Genomic DNA, 25,420 nt, shown 5'->3' with positions numbered 1-25,420 from the left:
AGATTTAAAATTTATAGAATGAATGCTGATAGAGAACGGGCCCATCCCCTATCCTGCAATCATAGCTTACAAATTAGTTATACTTTATGCAAGATGAAATTTCAATTATTCACCTTTATTTTTTTTGATGATATCTTCAGAGATTGATTTTGGTACTTCTTCATAATGATCGAATACCATTGAGAATACACCACGACCTTGCGTTGCAGAACGTAAAGTTGTTGCATATCCAAACATTTCTGAAAGTGGAACCATCGCACGAACAACTTGAGCGTTACCACGAGCTTCCATACCTTCTACGCGACCACGGCGAGAAGTGATGTTACCCATGATATCACCAAGATATTCTTCTGGAATTACAACTTCAACTTTCATCATAGGCTCTAAAAGAACTGGACTACATTTTGATGCAGCAGCTTTAAGTGCCATAGATGCAGCGATTTTAAATGCCATTTCGTTTGAGTCAACATCATGGTATGAACCATCGAATAATTTCGCTTTGATGTCGATTAATGGGTAACCAGCGATTACACCGCGGTCAAGCGAGTCACGAAGACCTGCTTCTACAGCTGGAATATATTCACGTGGTACTACACCACCAACGATAGCATTTTCGAATTCAAAGCCTTTACCCTCTTCATTTGGAGAGAACTCGATCCATACGTCACCGTATTGACCACGACCACCTGATTGACGAGTGAATTTACCTTGAACTTGAGCAGAGCCACGGAATGTTTCACGGTAAGATACCATTGGAGCACCTACGTTAGCTTCTACTTTAAATTCACGGCGCATACGATCAACTAAGATATCAAGGTGAAGCTCACCCATACCTGAGATAATTGTTTGACCAGTTTCTTGGTCTGTATGTGCACGGAATGTTGGATCTTCTTCTTGTAGCTTTTGTAAAGCTTGACCCATTTTATCTTGGTCAGCTTTTGATTTTGGTTCTACAGAAAGAGAGATAACTGGTTCTGGGAACTCCATAGACTCAAGGATAACAAGGTTTTTCTCTTCACAAAGAGTGTCACCAGTTGTTGTATCCTTAAGACCTACAGCAGCTGCGATATCACCAGCAAATACTTTTGAAATCTCTTCACGGCTGTTAGCGTGCATTTGTAGGATACGACCTACACGTTCACGTTTACCTTTTGAAGAGTTTTGTACGTATGAACCTGATTCAAGAACACCAGAGTACACACGGAAGAACGTTAATTTACCTACGAATGGGTCAGTCATAACTTTAAATGCTAAAGCTGAGAATGGCGCTTCGTCTGATGATGGACGTTCAGTTTCATCACCATCTGGAGTTGTACCTTTAATAGCAGGTACATCAACTGGTGATGGTAAGTAGTCGATAACTGCGTCAAGCATTTTACGAACACCTTTGTGTTTGAATGCTGTACCACAGATTACTGGATAGAATTCTACAGCGATTGTCGCTTTACGGATAGCCGTTTTAAGCTCTTCTTTTGTAATTTCTTCACCAGCAAAGTATTTTTCCATGATTTCTTCGTTAACTTCAGCGATTGCTTCGATTAACTTCTCACGGTATTCTTCAGCTTGCGCTTGGAATTCTTCAGGAATTGGTTGACCTTCACGTAATGCTGTACCTTCTTCGTTATCGTAGTAAGTTACATCCATTTCAACTAGGTCAATAATTGCTTTGAACTCATCTTCCGCACCAATTGGTAATTGGATTGGATGAGCATTTGCTTGTAAACGCTCGTGTAAAGTACCTACAGAATATAGGAAATCTGCACCCATTTTATCCATTTTGTTAATGAATACGATACGTGGTACACCGTAAGTTGTAGCTTGACGCCATACAGTTTCTGTTTGAGGTTCAACACCAGATTGAGCATCAAGTACAGTTACTGCGCCGTCAAGTACACGTAATGAACGTTCTACTTCTACAGTGAAGTCTACGTGTCCAGGAGTATCGATGATGTTTACGCGGTTGCCTTTCCATTGAGCTGTTGTCGCAGCAGAAGTGATTGTGATACCACGTTCTTGCTCTTGCTCCATCCAGTCCATTTGAGAAGCGCCTTCATGAGTTTCACCGATTTTGTGAATCTTACCTGTGTAATAAAGGATACGCTCAGTTGTTGTTGTTTTACCAGCATCAATGTGAGCCATGATCCCAATATTACGAGTATTCTCTAGTGAGAATTCGCGTTTCATTAGGTATTTCTCCTTCCATATTGGGCTTATGCTATGTTTAGATTACCAACGGTAGTGAGCGAATGCTTTGTTCGCTTCTGCCATTTTGTGCATATCTTCACGTTTCTTAACTGATGCACCAGTGTTGTTAGAAGCATCAAGAATTTCGTTAGCTAAACGCTCTTCCATAGTTTTTTCACCACGAAGACGAGAATAGTTAACTAGGTAACGAAGACCTAAAGTTGTACGACGTTCTGGGCGTACTTCAACTGGTACTTGGTAGTTAGAACCACCAACACGGCGAGCACGTACTTCAAGAACTGGCATTACGTTATTTAGAGCAGCTTCGAATACTTCGATTGGATCTTGACCAGAACGTTCTTTAACTAGTTCGAACGCACCGTATAAAATCTTTTGAGAAGTACCTCTTTTACCATCAATCATCATTTTATTGATTAAACGAGTTACTAGTTTTGAATTATAAATTGGATCTGGTAACACGTCACGTTTGGAAACAGGACCTTTACGAGGCATGTGTTTTCCTCCTTTCATTGAGTAAATATATTGTTTGATTTAAATTATTTTTTTTCTTTAGGGCGTTTTGTACCGTATAAAGAACGTGATTGCATACGACCGTTTACACCAGCAGTATCAAGAGCACCACGAACGATATGGTAACGAACACCCGGTAAGTCTTTTACACGACCGCCACGGATAAGAACAACACTGTGCTCTTGTAAGTTGTGGCCTTCACCAGGAATGTACGCTGTAACCTCGATTTGGTTAGTTAAACGTACACGAGCGTATTTACGTAACGCTGAGTTTGGTTTTTTAGGCGTCATTGTACCTACACGAGTACAAACACCACGTTTTTGTGGAGATTTAACATCAGTTAAAGATTTTTTAAATGAGTTATATCCTTTGTTTAACGCTGGTGAATTTGATTTCGTGATTTTAGATTTACGAGGCTTACGTACCAATTGGTTAATTGTAGGCATCGATTTTTCCTCCCTTCATTCCTTCTTTTTTAATACCACACATCCAGGTGGTTCATTTTTTGGGTAAAAACAAAGTCTTTGTGCATTTTACACAAAAACTACTCTACAGTAATCGCAACTACCGCAGCTCCAACATGGATTCCACAGGCTTTGCCCAGTTCCTTTTTGGACTCAACAAGAATAACTGGTATACCGATTTCTCTCGCGAAAGATATGGCCGAATCGGTTACCCAATTGTCTGCATCAAGTGCCACAAATAGTTCTTTCACTGAACCAGCTCGCATTGCTTTTACTGCTTGCTTTGTACCTATGATTGTTTGACTAGCCCTTACTTTATCATAAGACATTTACATATCCTCCGAAGTACAGACAGTTAACTATCAACCTTCAATATATTATCATTACTCATTTACACTGTCAACTAATATCTTGAAAAAGTCCGAAGAGATGATGAAAATATGCATCTCTTCGGCCTAATTTTAATGTTTATTCAGCAGAAATGACTTCTGTGTCAAGCTCATCTTTTTCGATGCGGATTTGACGATAACGTTGCATACCAGTACCTGCAGGAACAAGTTTACCGATAATTACGTTCTCTTTTAATCCAAGAAGCTCGTCACGTTTACCCTTAATTGCTGCATCTGTTAACACACGTGTTGTTTCTTGGAACGATGCTGCAGATAAGAATGATTCTGTTTCAAGAGAAGCTTTTGTAATACCCAGGATAACAGGACGACAAGTTGCAGGGTTTTTGCCATTCATAACAGCGTCTACGTTTGCCTCTGAGAATTGGTGGATATCTAATAATGAGCCAGGTAGTAATTCTGTATCTCCAGCTTCAATTACACGCACTTTTCGAAGCATTTGGCGAACCATTACCTCAATGTGTTTATCCCCAATTTCTACCCCTTGCATACGGTATACTTTTTGAACTTCTTTTAATAAATATTCTTGAACAGTTGAAACGTCTTTGACTTTTAGCAATTGTTTTGGATCGATAGAACCTTCTGTTAAAACTTGACCACGTTCTACATTATCACCTTCGATAACTTTCAAACGTGCGTTATAAGGTGCTTGATACTTACGAGTTTCTACGTCACCTTGAATTGTAATTTCTTTTAAGCCTTCACGAATTTCTGTGATATCTGAAACCGTACCAGCGATTTCTGAAATAACAGATTGACCTTTTGGATTACGTGCTTCAAAGATCTCTTGGATACGTGGAAGACCTTGTGTAATATCATCTCCGGCAACTCCACCTGTATGGAATGTACGCATTGTTAACTGTGTACCTGGTTCACCGATTGATTGAGCCGCAATAATACCAACTGCTTCCCCAACTTCAACCTTCTCACCTGTCGCCAAGTTCATGCCGTAACATTTTTTACAAACGCCGTGTTTTGTATTACATGTAAATGCTGAACGGATTGTCACTTCTTCAATACCCGCCTCGATAATTGCACGAGCGATATCTTGGTCTATTAAACCGTCTTTTGCAAGAATTACTTCACCAGTTTCAGGGTGGAAGATTGTTTTCTTCGTATGACGACCAACAATACGTTCATCTAGAGCTTCAATTAACTCTGTGCCTTCCATTAATGCACCAATCGTTAAGCCACGGTCAGTACCACAGTCATCTTCACGAACGATAACATCTTGTGCAACGTCAACAAGACGACGTGTTAAGTAACCTGAATCGGCAGTTTTTAGGGCTGTATCGGCAAGACCTTTACGAGCACCGTGAGTTGAGATGAAGTATTCTAATACTGTTAAACCTTCACGGAATGAAGATTTGATTGGAAGTTCGATAATACGACCAGCCGGGTTGGCCATCAGACCACGCATACCAGCTAGCTGAGTAAAGTTAGATGCATTACCACGGGCACCTGAATCAGACATCATGAAAATTGGGTTTGTTTTCTCAAGTGACTTCATCAGCTTCGCTTGAATTTCATCTTTTGCAGCACTCCAACTTGAAATTACGCGATCGTAACGCTCATCCTCTGTAATGAAACCACGACGGAATTGCGCTTGCACTTTATCTACTTTCTCTTGAGCTTCTGCTAAAATTTCACCTTTATCAGGTAATACCACGATGTCAGATACACCTACAGTAATACCTGCACGTGTTGAATATTTGAAACCTAGGTTTTTCATACGGTCAAGCATTTTAGATGTTTCCGTAATGTGGAAACGTTTAAATACTTCAGCAATGATATTTCCTAAGAATTTCTTACGGAATGGATTTACAACTGGTACTGATGCAAAGTATTTACGCAATACAGCTGTACGTTGTGCATCAATTTTCCCTTTTTCATCTAAATTATTATAAGCATTATCTGATTCAAGCTCTTTAAGTGTTTCTTCATCAATTGTTAACTTAGCAAAGTATTTTTCTGGTGTTACTTGCTCTAAGTTGAAATCAGTTGGCTCATTAATATAAGGGAATGATTCCGGCAAGATTTCATTAAAGATTACTTTACCAACAGTTGTTAATAAGAACATATTATTTTGTTCTTCAGTGAACGTTGGATTATTTAATGAACTTGCTTTTATTGCGATACGTGTATGCAAGTGTACATGACCTGTATCATAGGCAATTAAAACTTCATTTGGACCATAGAAAACAGTACCTTCACCGCGTGCACCTTCACGTTCAAGTGTTAAGTAGTAGTTTCCTAATACCATATCTTGAGAAGGTGTTACAACAGGTTTACCGTCTTTTGGATTCAGGATGTTTTGTGCAGCAAGCATTAGAAGTCGAGCTTCAGCTTGAGCTTCAGCTGATAATGGTACGTGAACTGCCATTTGGTCACCATCGAAGTCAGCATTATAGGCTGTACATACTAATGGGTGAAGACGAATAGCACGACCTTCAACTAGTGTTGGTTCAAATGCTTGAATTCCAAGACGGTGAAGTGTTGGTGCACGGTTTAGTAATACTGGATGCTCACGAATAACATCTTCTAAAACATCCCATACGTCGTTATTTAAACGTTCGATTTTACGTTTAGCAGATTTAATGTTATGAGCAAGACCACGCTCTACTAATTCTTTCATAACGAATGGCTTGAATAATTCAATAGCCATTTCTTTTGGTAAGCCACATTGGTACATTTTTAAGTTTGGACCTACTACGATAACAGAACGACCAGAGTAGTCAACACGTTTACCAAGTAGATTTTGACGGAAACGACCTTGTTTACCTTTCAACATATGTGAAAGTGATTTTAATGGGCGGTTACCAGGACCTGTTACAGGACGTCCACGACGACCATTATCGATTAATGCATCAACAGCTTCTTGTAACATACGTTTTTCATTTTGTACGATGATGCTTGGAGCACCTAAATCTAATAAACGTTTTAAACGGTTATTACGATTAATTACACGACGGTATAAATCGTTTAAATCTGAAGTCGCGAAACGACCACCATCTAATTGCACCATTGGACGAAGCTCTGGTGGAATAACAGGTAGTACATCTAGAATCATCCATTCAGGTGAGTTTCCTGAGTTACGGAAAGATTCAACAACTTCTAGACGTTTAATGGCACGAGTACGTCTCTGACCTTGAGCAGATTTTAACTCCTCTTTTAAAGATTGTGTTTCATCTTCCAGGTCGATTTTACCTAATAATTTTTTGATTGCTTCTGCACCCATTGATGCTTCGAATGTATTACCGAATTTTTCACGATATGCACGATACTCTTTTTCAGAAAGTAATTGTTTACTTTCTAAATTAGTAGCACCTGCATCGATCACAACGTATGAAGCGAAATAGATAACTTCTTCAAGAGCACGAGGTGACATATCTAAAATTAGACCCATACGGCTAGGAATACCTTTGAAGTACCAGATATGAGAAACTGGTGCTGCTAATTCGATATGTCCCATACGTTCACGACGAACTTTAGCACGTGTTACTTCAACGCCACAACGATCACAAACTACGCCTTTATAGCGTACACGTTTATATTTCCCACAGTGACACTCCCAGTCCTTAGTTGGACCAAAAATACGCTCACAGAATAAACCATCTTTTTCTGGTTTTAGTGTACGGTAGTTAATTGTTTCAGGTTTTTTAACCTCTCCATATGACCAAGAACGAATCTTGTCAGGTGATGCTAAACCAATTTTCATATATTCAAATTCATTAACGTCTATCAAGGAGCCTACCTCCCTCTAGTATAGGTCTTTATAAAGACTCTTTTACGCAGCTCGATAATCGTTTGCAAAGATTGCCTCTTTGGCAAAGGATTAGAAATAGAATGATTTATTAAAAGAAAAAGCCAGGCAGGGCGTTAAATCCTGCCCGGCTAATTTGAAAAATAAGTTTGACCATATTCACATTTGTGAATTTGGTTTTCCATTATTCAAAAGACTCTACTGGCTCTTCTTCTGTATCTGGCTGTGGTGCAATGTTAAGTGCATCAGCTGGCTGAAGATCATCTTCTTCGTCTAAATCGCGAAGCTCTACTTCTTCATCATTAACTGTTAACATCTTAACATCCATACCAAGAGATTGAAGTTCTTTAATCAATACTTTGAATGACTCAGGAACACCTGGCTCTGGTACACTTTCACCTTTAACGATGGCTTCATATGTTTTCACACGACCAACAACGTCATCAGATTTAACCGTTAAGATTTCTTGAAGTGTATACGCAGCACCATAAGCTTCAAGTGCCCATACCTCCATCTCACCAAAACGTTGTCCACCAAATTGCGCTTTACCACCAAGTGGTTGTTGCGTAACAAGTGAGTAAGGACCAGTTGAACGTGCATGAAGTTTATCATCAACCATGTGTGCAAGTTTGATCATATACATGATACCTACTGATACACGGTTATCGAATGGTTCCCCAGAACGTCCATCATACAGGATTGTTTTACCGTCACGGTTCATCCCAGCTTCTTCCATCGTTTCCCAAACGTCTTCTTCATTAGCACCATCAAATACTGGTGTTGCCATGTGAACGCCTAGGTAACGAGAAGCCATACCTAAGTGTAACTCTAAAACTTGTCCGATATTCATACGGGAAGGTACACCAAGTGGATTTAACATGATATCTACAGGTGTGCCATCTGGCATGAATGGCATATCTTCTTCTGGTAAGATACGAGAGATAACCCCTTTGTTTCCATGACGTCCGGCCATTTTGTCCCCAACACGAATTTTACGTTTTTGAACAATGTAAGCACGAACTAATTGGTTAACACCTGGTGGTAATTCATCGCCATCTTCACGGTTAAATACTTTAACATCAAGAATGATACCGCCAGCACCGTGTGGTACACGTAATGAAGTATCACGAACCTCACGAGCCTTTTCACCGAAGATTGCATGTAATAAACGCTCTTCAGCAGTCAATTCTGTAACTCCTTTAGGCGTTACTTTCCCTACAAGAATATCACCGTCACGTACTTCCGCACCAATACGGATAATACCACGTTCGTCTAGGTTACGAAGTGCATCTTCTCCGACGTTTGGAATATCACGAGTGATTTCTTCAGGCCCAAGCTTTGTATCACGAGACTCTGATTCATATTCTTCAATATGAACAGATGTATAGACATCGTCTTTTACAAGGCGCTCACTCATAATAACAGCATCCTCATAGTTAAAGCCGTTCCAAGTCATGAAGGCAACAAGTACGTTACGTCCAAGAGCTAGTTCGCCTTTTTCCATTGATGGACCATCTGCTAAAATATCACGAGGCTTGACACGTTCGCCTACTTTTACAAGTGGACGTTGGTTATAAGAAGTACCTTGGTTAGAACGAATGAACTTTTGTAATTTATATTTTGTTAAATCGCCTTTAACCTCTTTGCCGTCTACAACTTCAATGCGGCGAACATGGATAGAGCGAGCTTCAACGTGCTCAACAATACCATCATACTTCGCTACTACAGCCGCACCAGAATCACGCGCATCAACATGCTCCATACCAGTACCAACGAATGGTGCTTCTGGGTTAAGAAGTGGAACTGCTTGACGTTGCATGTTGGCACCCATAAGTGCACGGTTCGAGTCATCGTTTTCTAAGAATGGGATACACGCAGTCGCTGCAGAGACAACTTGTTTAGGAGATACGTCCATGTAGTCCATTTGCGCTTTATTGAATACCGTGTTATCCCCACGGAAACGACCAACTACTTCATCATTAGCAAAAGTACCATCTGGATTTAACGGTGAATTTGCTTGCGCTACATAGTAGTTATCTTCTTCATCAGCTGTTAAATAATCAATTTGCTCCGTTACTCGACCTGTTTCGTGGTCAATACGACGATAAGGTGTTTCAATGAAGCCAAATTTATTTACTTTGGCAAATGAAGATAATGAGTTGATTAACCCAATGTTTGGACCCTCCGGTGTCTCGATTGGACACATGCGACCATAGTGAGAGTAGTGAACGTCACGTACTTCGAAGCCAGCGCGCTCACGCGTTAAACCACCAGGTCCTAATGCAGATAGACGACGTTTATGCGTTAACTCTGCTAATGGGTTTGTTTGGTCCATGAATTGTGATAATTGAGAGCTTCCGAAGAACTCTTTAATGGACGCAATCACTGGACGGATATTGATTAATTGTTGTGGTACGATCGCAGCTGTGTCATTAATTGACATACGTTCACGTACTACACGTTCCATACGAGACAAACCGATACGGAATTGGTTTTGTAGTAACTCACCAACAGAACGTAGGCGACGGTTACCTAAATGATCAATATCATCTGTTGCACCTACTTGGTAAAGTAAGTTAAAGAAATAGCTTACTGAAGATAAAACATCAGCAGGTGTAATATTCTTCACTTCTTCATCAATGTACGCATTACCAATGATATTAATTTCTTTTTGCGCTTCATCTTTTGGAGCATAAATCTTAATAGATTGGATGGTTACATCATCTTCAAGCACTCCACCGACTTGTGATAAAGTGCGGTAACCAATACCTTTTGATGAATCTTCTAGGTAAGGTAGAATTTTATCTAAAGTACGACGATCTAGTACTGTACCTTTTTCTACTAAAATTTCGCCTGTTTCTGGATCTACAAGCGTTTCAGCAATCGTTTGATTGAATAAACGATTTTTAATGTGAAGCTTTTTATTCATTTTGTAGCGACCAACATTCGCTAAATCGTAACGTTTAGCATCGAAGAAACGAGAGTATAATAAACTCTTCGCACTTTCTACTGTTGGTGGCTCGCCTGGACGTAAACGTTCGTAGATTTCTAAAAGCGCTTTTTCTGTACTTTCAGAGTTATCTTTTTCTAACGTATTACGTAGATACTCGTTATCACCGATAATATCGATAATTTCTTGATCTGAACCGAAACCTAATGCACGTAGTAACACTGTTACTGGTAGCTTACGAGTACGATCAATTCGCACGTAAACTACGTCTTTCGCATCAGTTTCATACTCTAACCAAGCACCGCGGTTTGGAATAACTGTAGCTCCAAAGCCTTTTTTACCGTTTTTATCAGTTTTATCATGGAAATACACACTTGGTGAACGAACTAATTGTGAAACGATAACACGTTCAGCACCGTTGATAATGAACGTACCTGTTTCTGTCATTAACGGGAAGTCACCCATGAAGACATCTTGTTCTTTCACTTCGTCTGTTTCTTTGTTGTAAAGACGTACTTTCACACGTAATGGAGCTGCGTAAGTAACATCTCGCTCTTTACACTCATCAACATCATATTTAGGCTCACCTAATGAATAATCGATGAATTCTAATGAAAGATTACCTGTAAAGTCCTCGATCGGCGAAATGTCACGGAACATTTCACGTAAACCTTCTTCAAGGAACCACTCGTAAGACGCCGTTTGAATCTCAATCAGATTTGGAAGCTCAAGCACCTCTTTAATACGCGCAAAGCTTCTACGCTGGCGGTGTTGTCCGTACTGAACTAGTTGACCTGTCAACTCATTCACCCCTCAATAAAGCGATATTAGGTCTTTGCAAAATCATACAAATAGTGTATGATTTCGAAAGACAAAAAGAAAACGAGTCTTCAAAAAGATCTCATTTTCGGTTAACTAAACTTATCTTGGCAAGTATACCCATATTAAAACATTTCTATACAAAAAGGGCATACGACCTCAAAATAATATTTTTGCATTGTATCATATTATCATAGCCGATTTGTCAAGTCAATAAATTCTACATATTTCATTTATTTTTTTGCGCGTACTATCCAGTACCCTTTTTTCTTTTCTACTACATCGACTTCTGAAAACTTTTCTTCTAAGTAACTTACTGTCGATGGCGCTCCTTGTTTCTTCTGAATGACTACCCAGAGTTCACCCGAAGACACTAGCCGATCGTAAGCTCCATCGTAAAAGCGGAAAATCGTTTCCTTCCCCGCACGAATTGGTGGATTCGTTAAGATTGCTGCCGCATCTACATCGTTATCAACCATCGATAGGCCGTCACTCACAAATATTCGCACATTTTGAACACCGTTCACTTGCGCATTTTTTTGCGAAAGCGCAACTGCACGTTCATTTATATCCATCATAAAAACGGTACGGTCTGGATTAGTTTTGGCAATCGATAACCCTATCGGCCCGTATCCACAACCTACATCAAAAATCGCACCATCAATATCAGGCATTTGAAAAGCGTCTATTAAAACACGGGATCCAAAATCTACTTCGCTTTTACTAAATACACCTGCATCCGTTTCAAATGAAAACGTATGCCCTAGTAACTTGAATGTCCAGTGACGTGGTTTACTTTCAGTTTGAGGCTTACTTGTATAATAGTGATCTGACATTTTCACGCCTCCTCAGAATGAAGAAAAAAGCTCGCCAAAATGACGAGCTTTCCTTTTGTTAAAAAGTAACGCGAGATTACTTAACTTCTACAGATGCGCCAACTTCTTCAAGTTTAGCTTTGATTTCTTCAGCTTCATCTTTAGAAACGCCTTCTTTAAGAGCTTTAGGAGCGTTATCTACTACTTCTTTAGCTTCTTTAAGACCTAAACCAGTGATTTCACGAACCACTTTGATTACTTTGATTTTTTCTGCACCAGCAGATGCTAATACTACGTCAAATTCTGTTTTTTCTTCAGCTGCAGCAGCACCACCAGCAACTACTGCTACTGGAGCAGCAGCTGTTACACCGAATTCTTCTTCGATAGCTTTTACTAAATCGTTTAATTCAAGAACTGTCATAGCTTTGATAGCTTCTAAGATTTGCTCTTTATTCATTATAATTTCCTCCTAATTGGATAATGTTTTATTTTTTGCGATCAGGCCGCAGAAGTATTAGTGCGTACTAAATTACGCGCCTTGTTCTTCTTTTTGTTCTGCAACAGCTTTTGTTGCAAGTGCGAAGTTACGCACTGGAGCTTGAAGTACAGATAAAAGCATAGAAAGTAGACCTTCGCGTGATGGAAGTTCTGCAAGTGCTTTAACATCTTCAACAGAAGAGATAGTACCTTCAATAATACCAGCTTTAATTTCTAAAGCTTCGTTTTTCTTCGCGAACTCGTTGATGATTTTAGCAGGCGCTACAACATCTTCATTTGAGAACGCAATTGCGTTAGGACCAACTAATACGTCGTTGATTCCTTCAAGGCCAGCAGCTTCAGCAGCACGACGAGTTAAAGTGTTTTTGTAAACTTTGAACTCAACGCCAGCTTCACGAAGTTGTTTACGAAGCTCAGTTACTTGTGCAACATTAAGACCACGGTAATCCACAACTACTACAGAAGCAGCGCCTTGGAATTTTTCAGTAATCTCTTGAACTTGTACTTGTTTGTTTTCGATTGCTTTGCTCATGATGACACCTCCTATTAGAATGGGTCATTTATACCGACAAAAGAAAAGCCTCCGAGTCAAATAGACACAGAGGCTGAAAGTCATCATCTTTAAAATAAGAATCTGAATTCCGATGTCCTCGGTAGGAACATTAAGTGACAAGTCACTCCTACTGTCTACGGTACAAATGGATAATTCACAACAGCAACTATAGTATCACGTATAGCCACTATCGTCAATACATATATATAAATTATTTTACTACTACGTTAGAAGCGTCAATTTTAACCGCTGGACCCATTGTAGTTGTAACATTTACAGATTTCATGTAAGTACCTTTAGCTGCAGCAGGTTTTGCTTTTTGTACTACATCAAAAACAGCTAAGAAGTTTTCTACTAGTTTTTCTGCTGAGAAAGAAACTTTACCGATAGGAGCGTGGATAATACCAGCTTTATCAGCACGGTATTCTACTTTACCAGCTTTGATTTCTTCGATAGCTTTTGTTACATCAAAAGTAACTGTACCAGTTTTAGGGTTTGGCATTAAACCTTTAGGTCCTAATACACGACCAAGTTTACCAACTTCACCCATCATGTCAGGAGTTGCTACGATTACATCGAAGTCAAACCAACCTTGTTGGATTTTTTGGATGTATTCTGCATCGCCTACATAGTCAGCACCAGCTGCTTCAGCTTCTTTAAGCTTTTCACCTTTTGCAAATACTAATACGCGTTGAGTTTTACCAGTACCGTTTGGTAGCACTACTGCACCACGGATTTGTTGGTCGTTCTTACGAGTATCAATACCTAAGCGGAAAGCAACTTCTACAGTAGCGTCGAAGTTTACTGTGCTAGTTTTTTGAGCAAGTTCGATTGCTTCTTGTGCAGTGTATAGTGCGTTACGATCAATTAATTTAGCTGCATCTTGCAGTTTTTTACCTTTTTTAGCCATTATATATTTCCTCCTTGATTGTGGTTATAGCGGATTTTACCTCCCACGAATAAAGGTTGCGTGTTCACAAAGAAACTTCGCAACCTTCCAAAAAACAAAACATCAAGTAAATGGGATTAGTCTTCGATAACAATACCCATGCTTCGTGCAGTACCTTCAACCATTAACATAGCAGCTTCTACTGAAGCAGCGTTAAGGTCTGGCATTTTAGTTTCAGCGATTTCGCGAACTTTATCACGTTTAACCGTTGCCACTTTTTTACGGTTTGGTTCACCAGATCCAGATTGGATACCAGCTGCTACTTTAAGTAGAACTGCTGCAGGTGGAGTTTTTGTAATGAAAGTGAAAGAACGATCCTCGAATACTGAAATTTCAACTGGGATAATAAGACCAGCTTGATCAGCAGTACGCGCATTAAATTCTTTACAGAATCCCATGATGTTCACACCCGCTTGACCTAATGCAGGACCAACCGGTGGAGCTGGGTTAGCTTTACCAGCAGGGATTTGAAGTTTTACAACTTTAATAACTTTTTTAGCCACGAGACACACCTCCTTAAGTCCGTGATGTGGTAATTGGGTTGCCCCTCCCACTCAATATCTGTCTGTCAGCTAAGTGCCGATAACATTAAAATTATCATTACAGACGTCAAACAAAAGTATGACAGTCTGACCTATGAAATGATACCACTTTTACTTTTTTTAAGCAAGTAGTAATTAACAAAATCTACGAAACATCTACCAATTAGCATGTAGTGTTCTATTGTTAGAACTATAATTTTTGAACTTGTTCGAAATCTAGCTCCATAATTGTTTCGCGACCAAACATATCAACCGTCACTTTAATTTTACCTTTTTCTGTGTCAATTTCTTCAACACGCCCTTGGAAATGAGCAAACGGCCCTTCTAATACTTCTACTGCTTCACCAACAGTAATGTCCACTTCTACAACTTTATCAGTCATACCCATTTGCTGCAGTAGACGATCGGCTTCTTCAGGTAATAACGGTGTTGGTTTTGCTCCTCCACCAGATGAACCGATAAAGCCCGTAACACCAGGTGTATTTCGAACTACATACCAAGAATCATCTGTCATGATTAACTCTACTAACACATAACCAGGGAAAACTTTACGCATCATTGTACGTTTTTTTCCATCTTTCATTTCTGTTTCTTCGTGCTCAGGAACAATCACACGGAAGATTTTATCTTGCATTCCCATTGTTTCAACACGTTTCTCTAGGTTTGCTTTTACACGGTTTTCATACCCTGAATACGTATGAACAACATACCAATTTTTCTCCATAACTACTAGGACTCCTCGTCCGTCCCTCCCTTACAAATAAAAGTGAAAATGAATCGCGATACGCTCAATGCATTTTTACTCTTTTCACAAACATCTCATTAGAAAAATATAGCTTTCGCTATTTACTTGCGAAAGCTCGATGATATATACCGAAACTAGCATAGTCATCTATCGCTACTATCATACTCTCCTAGTAGTATTTATCATAATGAGGAGATTTTACTGCTTTGCGCTTCACTTCACCCATCTCATCGATCCAATTAGATGGAGTTTTCTGCTGAATGAAGATAAAACAAACGAAAAAACCCGTTATTGCAATGGACGGGCTATTTCAAAAATATGCTATTTACTAAATTATAAATCTAAGTACCAGCGGAATAATGATGAAATACCTAAGTCAACTAACACAAAAAATAAAGCCATAATGACAACAGTTGAAATTACAACGACTGTATATTTCGTCAGTTCTTTACTTTTCGGCCAGCTTGTTTTGCGCATTTCTGACATTACATCGCTGAAAAAGCTTTTGATCTTGCCCATTCTAGCTTAACCTCCGAATCAATCAAATCTGTCTATTTACATATCATTTTATAGCGTTTGTTTATGCATTGTATGTTCATTGCAATGCGAGCAAAATTTCTTTAATTCGAGACGTACAGTTGAACCTTCTTTAGCTGGGAACGTGTAATTTCTCGAACCACATTTCTCACAATTTAGCACGACTTTTTTTGCCATATAATCACCTTTTTCGGCACTTTGTCTTTTTAAGACTAACACCTATATTTGTCAATGTCAATAAAGCCTATATGGGCTAAGACATTTCCTCAAGGACTAAATGACGTTCTAATTTACGTTTTACCCGCTGCAATGCATTATCGATAGATTTCACATGACGATTTAATTTGGCGGAAATCTCATGATAAGACTGACCGTCTAGATATAAGGCTAAAACTTGTAGCTCTAATTCACTTAAAATCTCACTCATCTTTTCTTCTAAATATCCAAACTCTTCTCTATGAATCATCAATTCTTCTGGATCATCCATAATAGCACCCGTTAGTACATCCATAAGCGTTCGGTCTGACTCTTCGTCGAATATAGGCTTGTCCAAAGAAATATAGGAATTTAGAGGTATATGCTTTTGCCTAGTTGCTGTTTTAATAGCTGTGATAATCTGCCTTGTAATGCATAACTCTGCAAAAGCCCTGAATGATGCAAGCTTATCACCTTTAAAATCACGAATCGCTTTATATAAGCCTATCATGCCCTCTTGTACAATATCTTCCTTATCTGCTCCGATTAAAAAATAGGATCTTGCCTTCGCTCTTACTAACAAACGGTATTTCGTAATCAAATAATCCAACGCATCTGTATTACCTTGATGCACCATTTCAATAAGCTCTTCATCATTGAATCGTTCAAAATCTTGTGTCACTTGTACAATGCTATTTTTAAACATGGTATCACCTCAGCCACAACAGATAATTAGAAACAGTATAACGGAATTGGAAAATATGCGTCAATCAATCATTTCAACCCTCTTCGCCATTTTTCAAAGGCGAGCGCAACATCTGGCTTTAATTCTATACGAGAAGGCGGCTTACTTTCTTGCTTCCGCTTCACATCGTGAGTAATTTTATGTTGGATAATACTTGTATCAATTTCTAGCTCTCTAGCCGATTTCCTTAAGGCACCATTCCCAAATATAACACTTTGCTCTGCCATATCAGAAGTTGCTACATGAATTTGTATATTTCTAGCCTTTAATTCATGCGTCATTTTTTCAATACGTTCATCTGCTGTTTCATTTTTTCGTGTATAAATGACTTCTACATCATTTTCTATATAAGATTGCTCTACTCCTGGTACAAGATGTGCGTCAAAAACAATAATTACGCGCCAACCCATCGCTGCTTTATATTCAGCCATGAGTTCTATCAACCTTCTACGCGCATCCTCAAAATTCGTATCACGCAATGGCCGCAGCTCTTTCCAAGATCCAATCATATTATAGCCATCAACAAGCAAAATGTTTTTCATTGTTACTCAATCGCTTCTTGACGTTTACGATACACTTCGTACATTAATAAAGCCGCTGCTACTGATGCGTTCAGTGATGTGACATGCCCAACCATCGGTAAGTGATATAAAAAATCGCATTTCTCTTTTAATAAACGCCCCATCCCTTTGCCCTCACTACCGATAATGATGGCTAATGGTAATGTTGCATCCATTTTTCGATAATCTGCAGATCCCTTTGCATCTGTCCCTGCAATCCATATACCACGTTCTTTTAATTCATCTATTGTTTGAGCAAGGTTGTTTACACGTACAACCGGAACGTGTTCAATCGCTCCTGTAGATGCCTTTGCCACTACTGCTGTTAAACTCACTGATCGGCGCTTAGGAATAATAATACCATGTGCCCCTATAGCATCAGCCGTTCTCATAATAGACCCTAGATTATGAGGATCCTCTAACTCATCTAAGATTAAGAAAAAAGGATCTTCCTGTTTATTAGCCGCTGCTGCAAATAAATCCTCAAGTTCAGCATACTTATAAGCGGCAACAGAAGCAACGATTCCTTGATGATTAGCACTTGATAATTGATCAACTTTCTTTTTTGGGACAAATTGAACTATAACACCACGTTCACGGGCTAAATCTAGCAGTTCATTGACGCCAGATTTCTTTACTCCTTCTGCAATCCATACTTTATTCATATCGCGGCCTGAACGAAGTGCTTCTAACACTGGGTTTTTACCGGCAATAATTTCACCATTCTGTTCTGCCATTATTTAGACACTCCTTTTGATTCCTCGATTATTTGAATAGCATATGCAATGATTTCGTAGACGCGTTCTAGTTCATTCAATAAATATAAACTACCAAGCACTGCCTCAAAGCCTGAGCTATTACGATAGGTCTGGACATCCGTATTTTTTGGTACAGAGCCGGATTTGGCATTGCGTCCACGGCGGAACACAGCCAATTCCTCCTCTGTTAAATAATTTTCATCTATCATGCGATGAACGATCATAGATTGCGCTTTTGCTGAAACGTAGCGAGTTGCCTCTCGATGTAGTGTGTTTGGTTTAACACGACCAGAGCGTAGCAAATATTCTCGGACCTTTTGTTCCAATACGGCATCACCCATATAGGCTAACGCCAGCGCTTTTAATTGTTTAACATCTTCATTGCGAAGTTTATCCAACTTAATTACCCTCGTTTCCATCTAGTTCCTTGTCGTGTATCTTCTAAAATGATACCTTGGGCTTGCAAATGGTCACGGATCTCATCAGAACGAGCAAAATCACGACTTTTACGTGCCTCAACGCGCTCTTGTAATAATTCTTCAATTTCTTCGTCTAATAGTTCTTCTTCTTTTGCAAATTCAATACCTAAGACGTCACCTAGTACTTCAAAGGTTTCAATAAAAGTTTCTAATACCTTCTTGCAAGTATTGGCTTCACTTAAGTAAATGTTAGCAATACGAGCTACTTCAAATAATACAGAAATAGCGTTGGCTGTATTAAAATCATCGTCCATTGCCTCTTCAAAATGCGCTTTTTGTTCCGTAATTTTGTTCAGCCATTCTTCTGAATGATCACCTAAGCTTACGGTAGTCGTAAGGCGGTGCTTCACATTGTTGTATGCTGTACGAATACGCTCTAAACCTGACGCAGCAGCTTCTACTAGATCCTTCGCAAAGTTAATTGGATGACGATAATGGACAGATAGCATGAAGAAACGCAATATCTGCGGGTCAATTTGTTTACGGATATCATTCACAAGAATAAAATTCCCAAGAGATTTGGACATCTTTTCATTATCAATATTAATATACCCGTTATGCATCCAATAACGCGCAAATGTTTTATCATTGTGTGCCTCTGATTGAGCAATTTCATTTTCGTGGTGAGGGAAAGTTAAATCCTGCCCACCAGCATGAATATCAATAGTATCTCCTAAATGTTCACGAGCCATTACAGAACACTCAATATGCCACCCTGGACGGCCATCTCCCCATGGGCTTTGCCAGAATATCTCACCTGGCTTAGCAGCTTTCCATAAAGCGAAATCTAGCGCATCATCTTTTTTCTCGCCCGCTTCAATACGAGCACCGATTTTTAAATCGTCAACTGATTGGTGTGATAATTTACCGTAGCCATCAAATTTACGAGTACGGTAATATACATCTCCAGCAGACTCATAAGCGTAGCCCTTTTCAATTAGCACTTGAATAAATTGAATGATATCGTCCATATGCTCTGTCACACGTGGATGAACATCTGCTTTTTTGCATCCCAGTGCTGTAACATCTTCAAAATAGGCTGCAATAAAGCGCTCTGTTAATTCATGCACTTCTTCACCAAGCTCATTTGCTGCTTTAATAATTTTATCGTCTACATCCGTAAAATTGGAAACAAACTTTACATCATAGCCTTTATACTGAAAATAACGACGTACTGTATCATAAACAATTACAGGACGTGAATTCCCAATATGGATATAGTTATACACCGTAGGACCGCAGACATACATTTTTACCTTGCCCTCTTCTAGCGGTACAAAGGTTTCCTTTTGTCGTGTTAATGAGTTAAAAATTTGAATACCCATTGTGTTTCACTCTCCTTTTCTGTTGAATAAAAAAGCGCCCCTATCACTCCTAAAAGGAATGACAGAGACGCTCGATTTGCGTGGTTCCACTCTGATTGAAGACAAAAAGCCTTCCACTTTGGACATCCATTAACGGGGATGACTCGATAAAGCCTACTCTCGTTCAGCTTTATGCTCAAAGGTGCATTTCAGTTTTGCCTAGGCTCAGACCACTTTCAGCCGATGATGGTCCTCTCTTAAGAGCATGCGCCACTTACTTCTCCTTATCAACGCTTTTTCAATGTAAATACATTTTACAACGAAAGAATGAATTGTCAATAAATTTATCTTTATTGTGCAAATTTCTCTACACGGTCAATTGCTTTCTCTTTACCAATTAAACAAATGGCGTTCGGCAACTCTGGTCCATGTGTTTCACCAGTTGTCACAACACGGATTGGCATGAACAGATTTTTACCTTTATGACCAGTTGTCTTTTGTACAGCTTTAATTGCAGCTTTTACCGCATCTGGTGTAAACTCTTCTAGCTCTTCCAATTGCGCTTTAAATGCTGCCATTACTTCAGGTACTTGCTCTCCTGCTAAAACCTCTTTTGCTTCTTCATCATATTCAATATGGTCGTTAAAGAATAGGCTAGATAATTCGACAATTTCTGCACCAAAGCTCATTTGGTCATGATAAAGCGCAATTAAATCCGTCGCCCAAGCATGTTGCTCTGCAGTCAATTCTTCAGGTAATAAGCCTGCTTTTTGTAGGTGTGGTAAAGATAATGCTACAACTTCTTCCAAAGACAATTTTTTAATATATTGATTATTCATCCATGTTAGCTTTTGTTTATCGAACATAGATGGTGATTTTGAAAGACGTTTCTCATCAAAAATTTTGATAAATTCTTCTTTTGAGAAAATCTCTTCTTCTCCCTCTGGAGACCAACCAAGTAGCGCAAAGAAGTTAAACATCGCTTCAGGAAGATAACCTAAATCTTTATATTGCGTAACAAATTGAATAATCGATTCATCACGCTTTGATAGTTTTTTACGGTTTTCGTTAATAATTAATGTCATATGACCAAAGCGTGGATATTCCCAACCAAATGCATCAAAGATCATCATTTGCTTTGGTGTATTCGATAAATGCTCCTCACCGCGGAAAACGTGAGAGATTTCCATAAAGTGATCATCTAAAACAACTGCATAGTTATATGTTGGAATACCATTAGCTTTTACAAGTACCCAATCACCAATATCTTTAGATTCAAATGTAACTTGTCCACGAACTAAATCTTCAAATTCGTATGTTACATTTTCAGGTACACGCATACGAATTGTGTATGGCTCACCTGCCGCTTCTTTAGCAGCGACTTCATCTGCTGATAAGTGGCGACATGTACCATCATAAGTAGGAGCCGCTACACCTCTTGCTTTTTGTTCTTCACGAGATGCTTCAAGCTTTTCAGAAGAACAGAAACACTTGTAGGCTACACCTTGCTCTAATAGTTTTTCAGCGTGTTCTTTATAAATATCAAGACGTTCCATTTGACGATAAGGCGCATAAGGTCCACCAATATCAATGGACTCATCATATTCAATACCTAACCATTTTAGGTTATCTAGCTGAGATGCTTCTCCGCCCTCTACATTACGTTCAATATCCGTATCTTCAATACGTACAATGAATTTACCGTTATGATGTTTTGCATATAAATAATTGAATAATGCTGTACGCGCTCCACCGATATGTAAATAACCTGTTGGAGATGGCGCGTAACGAACGCGAACTTCTTTCGTCATAATTAAAAGCCTCCTAAATTTTCGATCAAAAATTGACTTTGTTCATTTTACCACTCTGTTACAGGAAATAAAAGCGGGGTTCATCCACATTTATTTCTTGATCAATAGAATCGTTGCCATTGCCGCAATACCTTCCTCGCGACCTGTAAAACCTAATCGTTCAGTTGTAGTTGCTTTAACATTTACCTGTGAAGGCTCTGCGTGTAATAATTCAGCGATACGTTGTTGCATCTGTCCAATATAGGGTGCCATTTTAGGACGTTGTGCCATAATGGTACAATCGACATTACCTAGAGAATAACCCTTGTCCTCAACAATCTTCCAAATGTACTCTAATAATTTTGCTGAATCTGCATCTTTAAATGCAGGGTCTGTATCTGGAAAATGACGGCCAATATCCCCTTCTCCAATTGCTCCTAGAGCCGCGTCTGTGACAGTGTGTAAGAGAACATCCGCATCTGAATGTCCTACTAGTCCTTTTTCATGCGGAATGGTAATGCCCCCAATAATTAATGGACGACCTTCTTCAAATGCATGTACGTCAAAACCTTGTCCAATTCGAAACATATTCATCTTCCTTTAATTAATATTTATCATTATCATATCAAAATTTGCCCTAGGTTGTTTGAAAAGCGCTTTAATAATTATCCTCCTATAGCAGTAATGGGCAGTTTAGAAAGCTACACTCTCTAGACTGCCCCATATTCTTTAAATATGATACTCTATATTTTTCATTTGACTGTTGCTAATATTCGGAGATGGCTGTGAATTATAGACACGTGAATAAGGGGGAACGGAGTGTGTTAGCCAAATATTACTCCCTAAGACGGAATCATGTCCAATCGTCGTCTCGCCCCCTAAAATAGTAGCACCAGCATAAATGACAACATTGTCAGCAATATTCGGATGACGCTTAATGCCCTTAATTGGATTACCATTTTCATCTAACGGGAAGCTTAGTGCACCTAATGTTACACCTTGATAAATTTTTACATTCTTACCGATAGTGCAAGTTTCACCGATAACGACACCTGTTCCATGGTCAATAAAGAAAGATTCTCCTATGGTAGCCCCTGGATGAATATCGATACCTGTTAATCGGTGTGCATATTCTGACATAATACGAGGCACAATTTGTACGCCCATTTCGTATAACTCATGTGCGATGCGGTGAATATAAACAGCCACAATAGATGGATAGCTTAGTAAAATCTCCTCTGTGGAAAGAGCTGCAGGGTCACCATTATATGCCGCTTGAATATCTGTTTGTAACACTTGGCGAATGGCAGGAAATCGATTAATCAAATTCATAACAATTTTGTCTGCTTGTTCACGGCAATACTTCTCGCAATTGGCAGGATCACTGTCCTCCATATTATAAAATAATACTTTTTCGATAATATCTCGCAAATCTAATGCTGTTTCACGCAGCTTATTACTGCAAACTACGTTCACCCTTGTTTCATCAATAGGTCTTGTCATATAAATGCCAGGAAACAGCACCTCATGGAAATTATCGATTATTTTTATAACCCGATCTCGTCCATCAAAGCCTATTGAGTTGTCAACGTCGATGTACTGTTTATTTATACTAGTTAATGAACCTGTAATTTCTGGAACCTTTTGATTTAACCAATCATTTAATGACACAATAAACACCCCTCACATCTTTTCATCTATTCTATTACCTTATTAATCATATATCCACTATTTCATTTTACACGTAAAACGATCACAAATGGATAAAACCACTTTATTTGAACTATTCCAACTTTTTATTTTCTTCCTACGCCTTCGCATCTAATTCGACTAGCAAAATGTCATTATTATCATACATATATGGATGAACAGATTACGAAGCAATAAGGCATTCTGACCATACAATTTTCCCCAACCAAAACAAATAAAAAAGACTATCCATTCTCAAAAAACTACGAATGAATAGCCTCTATAAATAATATTTCTTAATGATTAAATGATTCACGCTTACGCAAAATTGCCTCACCAAATACTAAGTCTTCTTGTGTTGTCATTTTTACATTTTCATAACTACTTTCTACGATGTGTACCTGATGTCCGAGACGCTCCATTAGCATTGCCTCATCTGTCCCAAGAAAACCTACTTTTTCAGCTACGTCCTCCGCTTCCATAATTAATTCAAAACGGAATGCTTGTGGAGTTTGTACCATCCAAAGGCTTTCTCGATCAACCGTTTCCTCTATAATGCCATTCATTGATACTTTTTTCATCGTATCTTTCGCACGAACCCCTGCAATTGCTGCACCATGATTATGCGCGTTCTGTACAAGCTTTGCAATGATATCATGCGTAATAAACGGGCGTGCTGCATCGTGGACAAGCACAATATCTACCTGTTGCATCTCTTTCATGCACGAATGGACCGAATGCTGTCGCTCAGCACCCCCATCAGGTAAACCCTTCACTTTGGTAATCCTATAGTCCTCTAGCATTTTTTGAATAAATCCACGTTCTTCTGGTTTTACAGCGAGCCAAATACCTGTGCAAGCGGGATCTTGTTGAAACACTTCTAGTGTGTGTACCAGAATAGGTTTCTCTAAAAGCTTTAAAAATAATTTATTTTGCCCTGCTCCCATACGCTTACCACTTCCAGCAGCAGGTAGAACCACTTCATATTGCATTTTCCCACATCCTAATCGTCCTTCGGCTTAGCAAATATCATACGACCTGCCGATGTTTGCAGCACACTAGTAACTGTAACTGTAATTGCCTGTCCGATGTAACTACGACCACCTTCAACCACAATCATCGTACCATCATCTAAATAGGCAACTCCTTGGTTATGCTCTTTGCCATCCTTTATAACCACAACCTGCATATCTTCACCTGGTATGACTACAGGTTTCACTGCATTCGCTAAATCATTGATATTTAACACTTTTACATGATGGAGCTCACAGACTTTATTCAGGTTAAAATCATTCGTAACGATGCATGTATCATTGCCCATTTTTTTTGCAAGACGGACAAGCTTTAAATCTACCTCTTGTACATCTTCAAAATCCTCATCCGTAATTTCAACTTTTGTCTTACGCTCATCTTGTAATTTTTTTAAAATATCTAAACCACGCCGACCTCTTGTGCGCTTTAAGGTATCAGAAGAATCAGCTATATGCTGAAGCTCTGTGAGCACAAATTGAGGTACAACTAATATACCTTCAATGAAGCCTGTTTCAGAAATATCAGCAATACGACCATCGATAATTACACTTGTATCTAGCAGTTTGTAGCTTCCACGAACCTCCTGAGCTTCAGCACCTTCAGCAGCTTTTTTCTTCGTATTGGTACTACGTAATGTAAAAAGCTGTATGAGCTCATCTCTTTTTCTAAAACCTAGACGGAACCCTAAATACCCTAATACAAATGACAGGATAATTGGAAGTACTTCCGAAATAACAGGGAATGGTACACTATCAATGGCAAAGCCTAAAAAGTAAGCGACAATCAACCCAATTATTAAACCAAACGTACCAAATAATAAATCTCCGATAGGAACCTTAAACAGAACTTCTTCCATCCAGCTAATGAGCCTTACAAAGTAATCGGAAAATGCAAAAGATAGTGTAAACAGTAAAAGTGCGCCTAGAGCTACTGATACATAAGGATTATCTAGCCAAGGATTAGATGATAAATGAAGCAATTCGTATAATGGCGGTAAGAAAACAAGGCCCAATGCTCCTCCAATCAGTAAAAACGCAATTTGAACAAATTTTTTCACAAGCTGTCACCTCCTAATGGTTAGTTAAGATTATACATAGTTTACGGTAGAAAA

At 39.0% G+C, this 25,420-nt stretch carries 24 protein-coding genes and 2 other annotated features; all 24 genes read right to left on the bottom strand.

Translation table 11 applies throughout. The features are described from left to right. Positions 1 to 105: 105 nt before the first annotated feature. The 24 genes from fusA to JIN86_RS17480 all read right to left on the bottom strand — a co-directional run bounded on the left by fusA (position 106) and on the right by JIN86_RS17480 (position 25,366). Positions 106 to 2,184 carry an elongation factor G gene (gene fusA / locus JIN86_RS17595; protein ID WP_004233612.1) on the bottom strand — a complete coding sequence of 693 codons (2,079 nt, stop codon included), beginning with the start codon at positions 2,182 to 2,184 and terminating at the stop codon, positions 106 to 108. A gap of 42 nt (positions 2,185 to 2,226) precedes the next feature. Beyond that, positions 2,227 to 2,697 carry a 30S ribosomal protein S7 gene (rpsG, locus tag JIN86_RS17590; RefSeq protein ID WP_004233610.1) on the bottom strand — a complete coding sequence of 157 codons (471 nt, stop codon included), beginning with the start codon at positions 2,695 to 2,697 and terminating at the stop codon, positions 2,227 to 2,229. A gap of 44 nt (positions 2,698 to 2,741) precedes the next feature. After that, positions 2,742 to 3,161, bottom strand: a complete 420-nt coding sequence (gene rpsL, locus JIN86_RS17585; RefSeq protein WP_004233609.1) for a 30S ribosomal protein S12 — start codon at positions 3,159 to 3,161, stop codon at positions 2,742 to 2,744. Positions 3,162 to 3,259: 98 nt separating this feature from the next. Then, positions 3,260 to 3,508 carry a ribosomal L7Ae/L30e/S12e/Gadd45 family protein gene (locus JIN86_RS17580; RefSeq protein ID WP_004233607.1) on the bottom strand — a complete coding sequence of 83 codons (249 nt, stop codon included), beginning with the start codon at positions 3,506 to 3,508 and terminating at the stop codon, positions 3,260 to 3,262. Positions 3,509 to 3,647: 139 nt separating this feature from the next. After that, complete coding sequence (gene rpoC, locus JIN86_RS17575) at positions 3,648 to 7,331, bottom strand: DNA-directed RNA polymerase subunit beta' (protein ID WP_004233605.1); 3,684 nt, start codon at positions 7,329 to 7,331, stop codon at positions 3,648 to 3,650. 202 nt (positions 7,332 to 7,533) lie between these two features. After that, complete coding sequence (rpoB, locus tag JIN86_RS17570) at positions 7,534 to 11,109, bottom strand: DNA-directed RNA polymerase subunit beta (protein WP_176408505.1); 3,576 nt, start codon at positions 11,107 to 11,109, stop codon at positions 7,534 to 7,536. Between the two features lie 242 nt (positions 11,110 to 11,351). Further along, the gene (locus JIN86_RS17565; protein WP_004233600.1) at positions 11,352 to 11,954 is read right to left on the bottom strand and encodes a class I SAM-dependent methyltransferase; all 603 of its coding nucleotides are present in this window, start codon (positions 11,952 to 11,954) and stop codon (positions 11,352 to 11,354) included. Between the two features lie 76 nt (positions 11,955 to 12,030). Beyond that, on the bottom strand, positions 12,031 to 12,390 hold the full coding sequence (rplL, locus tag JIN86_RS17560; RefSeq protein ID WP_004233598.1) for a 50S ribosomal protein L7/L12: 360 nt from the start codon (positions 12,388 to 12,390) through the stop codon (positions 12,031 to 12,033). 72 nt (positions 12,391 to 12,462) lie between these two features. Continuing rightward, a complete protein-coding gene (gene rplJ / locus JIN86_RS17555; RefSeq protein WP_004233596.1) occupies positions 12,463 to 12,963 on the bottom strand; it encodes a 50S ribosomal protein L10 in 501 nt (166 codons plus the stop codon). A 32-nt stretch (positions 12,964 to 12,995) separates the two neighbouring features. After that, positions 12,996 to 13,142 (bottom strand) — a sequence feature (ribosomal protein L10 leader region). 53 nt (positions 13,143 to 13,195) lie between these two features. Then, positions 13,196 to 13,894: a 50S ribosomal protein L1 gene (rplA, locus tag JIN86_RS17550; protein ID WP_004233594.1), complete on the bottom strand. Its 699-nt coding sequence runs from the start codon at positions 13,892 to 13,894 to the stop codon at positions 13,196 to 13,198. A 116-nt stretch (positions 13,895 to 14,010) separates the two neighbouring features. Continuing rightward, positions 14,011 to 14,436 carry a 50S ribosomal protein L11 gene (gene rplK, locus JIN86_RS17545; RefSeq protein WP_004233593.1) on the bottom strand — a complete coding sequence of 142 codons (426 nt, stop codon included), beginning with the start codon at positions 14,434 to 14,436 and terminating at the stop codon, positions 14,011 to 14,013. A 229-nt stretch (positions 14,437 to 14,665) separates the two neighbouring features. After that, a complete protein-coding gene (nusG, locus tag JIN86_RS17540; protein WP_004233590.1) occupies positions 14,666 to 15,199 on the bottom strand; it encodes a transcription termination/antitermination protein NusG in 534 nt (177 codons plus the stop codon). 354 nt (positions 15,200 to 15,553) lie between these two features. Next, positions 15,554 to 15,739: a preprotein translocase subunit SecE gene (secE, locus tag JIN86_RS17535; RefSeq protein WP_004233589.1), complete on the bottom strand. Its 186-nt coding sequence runs from the start codon at positions 15,737 to 15,739 to the stop codon at positions 15,554 to 15,556. A 48-nt stretch (positions 15,740 to 15,787) separates the two neighbouring features. Next, positions 15,788 to 15,934, bottom strand: coding sequence for a 50S ribosomal protein L33 (gene rpmG / locus JIN86_RS17530; protein ID WP_004233588.1), 147 nt, complete (start codon positions 15,932 to 15,934; stop codon positions 15,788 to 15,790). A 76-nt stretch (positions 15,935 to 16,010) separates the two neighbouring features. Continuing rightward, positions 16,011 to 16,658 carry an RNA polymerase sporulation sigma factor SigH gene (sigH, locus tag JIN86_RS17525; RefSeq protein ID WP_004233587.1) on the bottom strand — a complete coding sequence of 216 codons (648 nt, stop codon included), beginning with the start codon at positions 16,656 to 16,658 and terminating at the stop codon, positions 16,011 to 16,013. A gap of 68 nt (positions 16,659 to 16,726) precedes the next feature. After that, entirely contained in the window at positions 16,727 to 17,239 is a 513-nt protein-coding gene (locus tag JIN86_RS17520; protein WP_004233586.1) for an NYN domain-containing protein, read from the bottom strand. Between the two features lie 2 nt (positions 17,240 to 17,241). Beyond that, entirely contained in the window at positions 17,242 to 17,994 is a 753-nt protein-coding gene (gene rlmB, locus JIN86_RS17515) for a 23S rRNA (guanosine(2251)-2'-O)-methyltransferase RlmB (protein ID WP_004233585.1), read from the bottom strand. Further along, positions 17,994 to 18,434, bottom strand: coding sequence for a Mini-ribonuclease 3 (locus JIN86_RS17510; RefSeq protein ID WP_009373982.1), 441 nt, complete (start codon positions 18,432 to 18,434; stop codon positions 17,994 to 17,996). Before JIN86_RS17510 ends, rlmB begins: the two co-directional genes overlap by 1 nt. Next, the gene (gene cysS / locus JIN86_RS17505; protein ID WP_202342481.1) at positions 18,419 to 19,819 is read right to left on the bottom strand and encodes a cysteine--tRNA ligase; all 1,401 of its coding nucleotides are present in this window, start codon (positions 19,817 to 19,819) and stop codon (positions 18,419 to 18,421) included. Before cysS ends, JIN86_RS17510 begins: the two co-directional genes overlap by 16 nt. A 60-nt stretch (positions 19,820 to 19,879) precedes the next feature. After that, positions 19,880 to 20,098: a binding site (T-box leader), on the bottom strand. A gap of 50 nt (positions 20,099 to 20,148) precedes the next feature. Next, positions 20,149 to 21,609 (bottom strand): glutamate--tRNA ligase, encoded by a 1,461-nt coding sequence (gene gltX, locus JIN86_RS17500; protein ID WP_004233582.1) that lies wholly within the window; start codon positions 21,607 to 21,609, stop codon positions 20,149 to 20,151. Between the two features lie 90 nt (positions 21,610 to 21,699). Beyond that, positions 21,700 to 22,176, bottom strand: coding sequence for a 2-C-methyl-D-erythritol 2,4-cyclodiphosphate synthase (gene ispF / locus JIN86_RS17495; protein ID WP_004233581.1), 477 nt, complete (start codon positions 22,174 to 22,176; stop codon positions 21,700 to 21,702). A gap of 141 nt (positions 22,177 to 22,317) precedes the next feature. After that, entirely contained in the window at positions 22,318 to 23,259 is a 942-nt protein-coding gene (gene epsC / locus JIN86_RS17490; RefSeq protein WP_004233580.1) for a serine O-acetyltransferase EpsC, read from the bottom strand. A gap of 314 nt (positions 23,260 to 23,573) precedes the next feature. Next, positions 23,574 to 24,269, bottom strand: a complete 696-nt coding sequence (ispD, locus tag JIN86_RS17485) for a 2-C-methyl-D-erythritol 4-phosphate cytidylyltransferase (protein WP_202342480.1) — start codon at positions 24,267 to 24,269, stop codon at positions 23,574 to 23,576. Positions 24,270 to 24,280: 11 nt separating this feature from the next. Beyond that, entirely contained in the window at positions 24,281 to 25,366 is a 1,086-nt protein-coding gene (locus JIN86_RS17480) for a PIN/TRAM domain-containing protein (protein ID WP_004233578.1), read from the bottom strand. Positions 25,367 to 25,420 lie beyond the last annotated feature (54 nt).

This window comes from Lysinibacillus sp. HST-98 (assembly GCF_016757845.1).
Taxonomy (GTDB): Bacteria; Bacillota; Bacilli; order Bacillales_A; family Planococcaceae; genus Lysinibacillus; species Lysinibacillus capsici.
The sequence above is the reverse complement of the archived record's forward strand: the minus strand, read 5'-3'. Positions and strand labels throughout refer to the sequence as shown.

Bases quoted from the DNA above. Each gene is read 5' to 3' on its own strand.
- fusA (WP_004233612.1), bottom strand. From the start codon at position 2,184: ATGAAACGCGAATTCTCACTAGAGAATACTCGTAATATTGGGATCATG.
- rpsG (WP_004233610.1), bottom strand. From the start codon at position 2,697: ATGCCTCGTAAAGGTCCTGTTTCCAAACGTGACGTGTTACCAGATCCA.
- rpsL (WP_004233609.1), bottom strand. From the start codon at position 3,161: ATGCCTACAATTAACCAATTGGTACGTAAGCCTCGTAAATCTAAAATC.
- JIN86_RS17580 (WP_004233607.1), bottom strand. From the start codon at position 3,508: ATGTCTTATGATAAAGTAAGGGCTAGTCAAACAATCATAGGTACAAAG.
- JIN86_RS17565 (WP_004233600.1), bottom strand. From the start codon at position 11,954: ATGTCAGATCACTATTATACAAGTAAGCCTCAAACTGAAAGTAAACCA.
- rplL (WP_004233598.1), bottom strand. From the start codon at position 12,390: ATGAATAAAGAGCAAATCTTAGAAGCTATCAAAGCTATGACAGTTCTT.
- rplJ (WP_004233596.1), bottom strand. From the start codon at position 12,963: ATGAGCAAAGCAATCGAAAACAAACAAGTACAAGTTCAAGAGATTACT.
- rplA (WP_004233594.1), bottom strand. From the start codon at position 13,894: ATGGCTAAAAAAGGTAAAAAACTGCAAGATGCAGCTAAATTAATTGAT.
- nusG (WP_004233590.1), bottom strand. From the start codon at position 15,199: ATGGAGAAAAATTGGTATGTTGTTCATACGTATTCAGGGTATGAAAAC.
- secE (WP_004233589.1), bottom strand. From the start codon at position 15,739: ATGGGCAAGATCAAAAGCTTTTTCAGCGATGTAATGTCAGAAATGCGC.
- rpmG (WP_004233588.1), bottom strand. From the start codon at position 15,934: ATGGCAAAAAAAGTCGTGCTAAATTGTGAGAAATGTGGTTCGAGAAAT.
- sigH (WP_004233587.1), bottom strand. From the start codon at position 16,658: ATGTTTAAAAATAGCATTGTACAAGTGACACAAGATTTTGAACGATTC.
- JIN86_RS17520 (WP_004233586.1), bottom strand. From the start codon at position 17,239: ATGAAAAACATTTTGCTTGTTGATGGCTATAATATGATTGGATCTTGG.
- rlmB (WP_004233585.1), bottom strand. From the start codon at position 17,994: ATGGCAGAACAGAATGGTGAAATTATTGCCGGTAAAAACCCAGTGTTA.
- JIN86_RS17510 (WP_009373982.1), bottom strand. From the start codon at position 18,434: ATGGAAACGAGGGTAATTAAGTTGGATAAACTTCGCAATGAAGATGTT.
- cysS (WP_202342481.1), bottom strand. From the start codon at position 19,819: ATGGGTATTCAAATTTTTAACTCATTAACACGACAAAAGGAAACCTTT.
- gltX (WP_004233582.1), bottom strand. From the start codon at position 21,609: ATGACGAAAGAAGTTCGCGTTCGTTACGCGCCATCTCCAACAGGTTAT.
- ispF (WP_004233581.1), bottom strand. From the start codon at position 22,176: ATGTTTCGAATTGGACAAGGTTTTGACGTACATGCATTTGAAGAAGGT.
- ispD (WP_202342480.1), bottom strand. From the start codon at position 24,269: ATGCAATATGAAGTGGTTCTACCTGCTGCTGGAAGTGGTAAGCGTATG.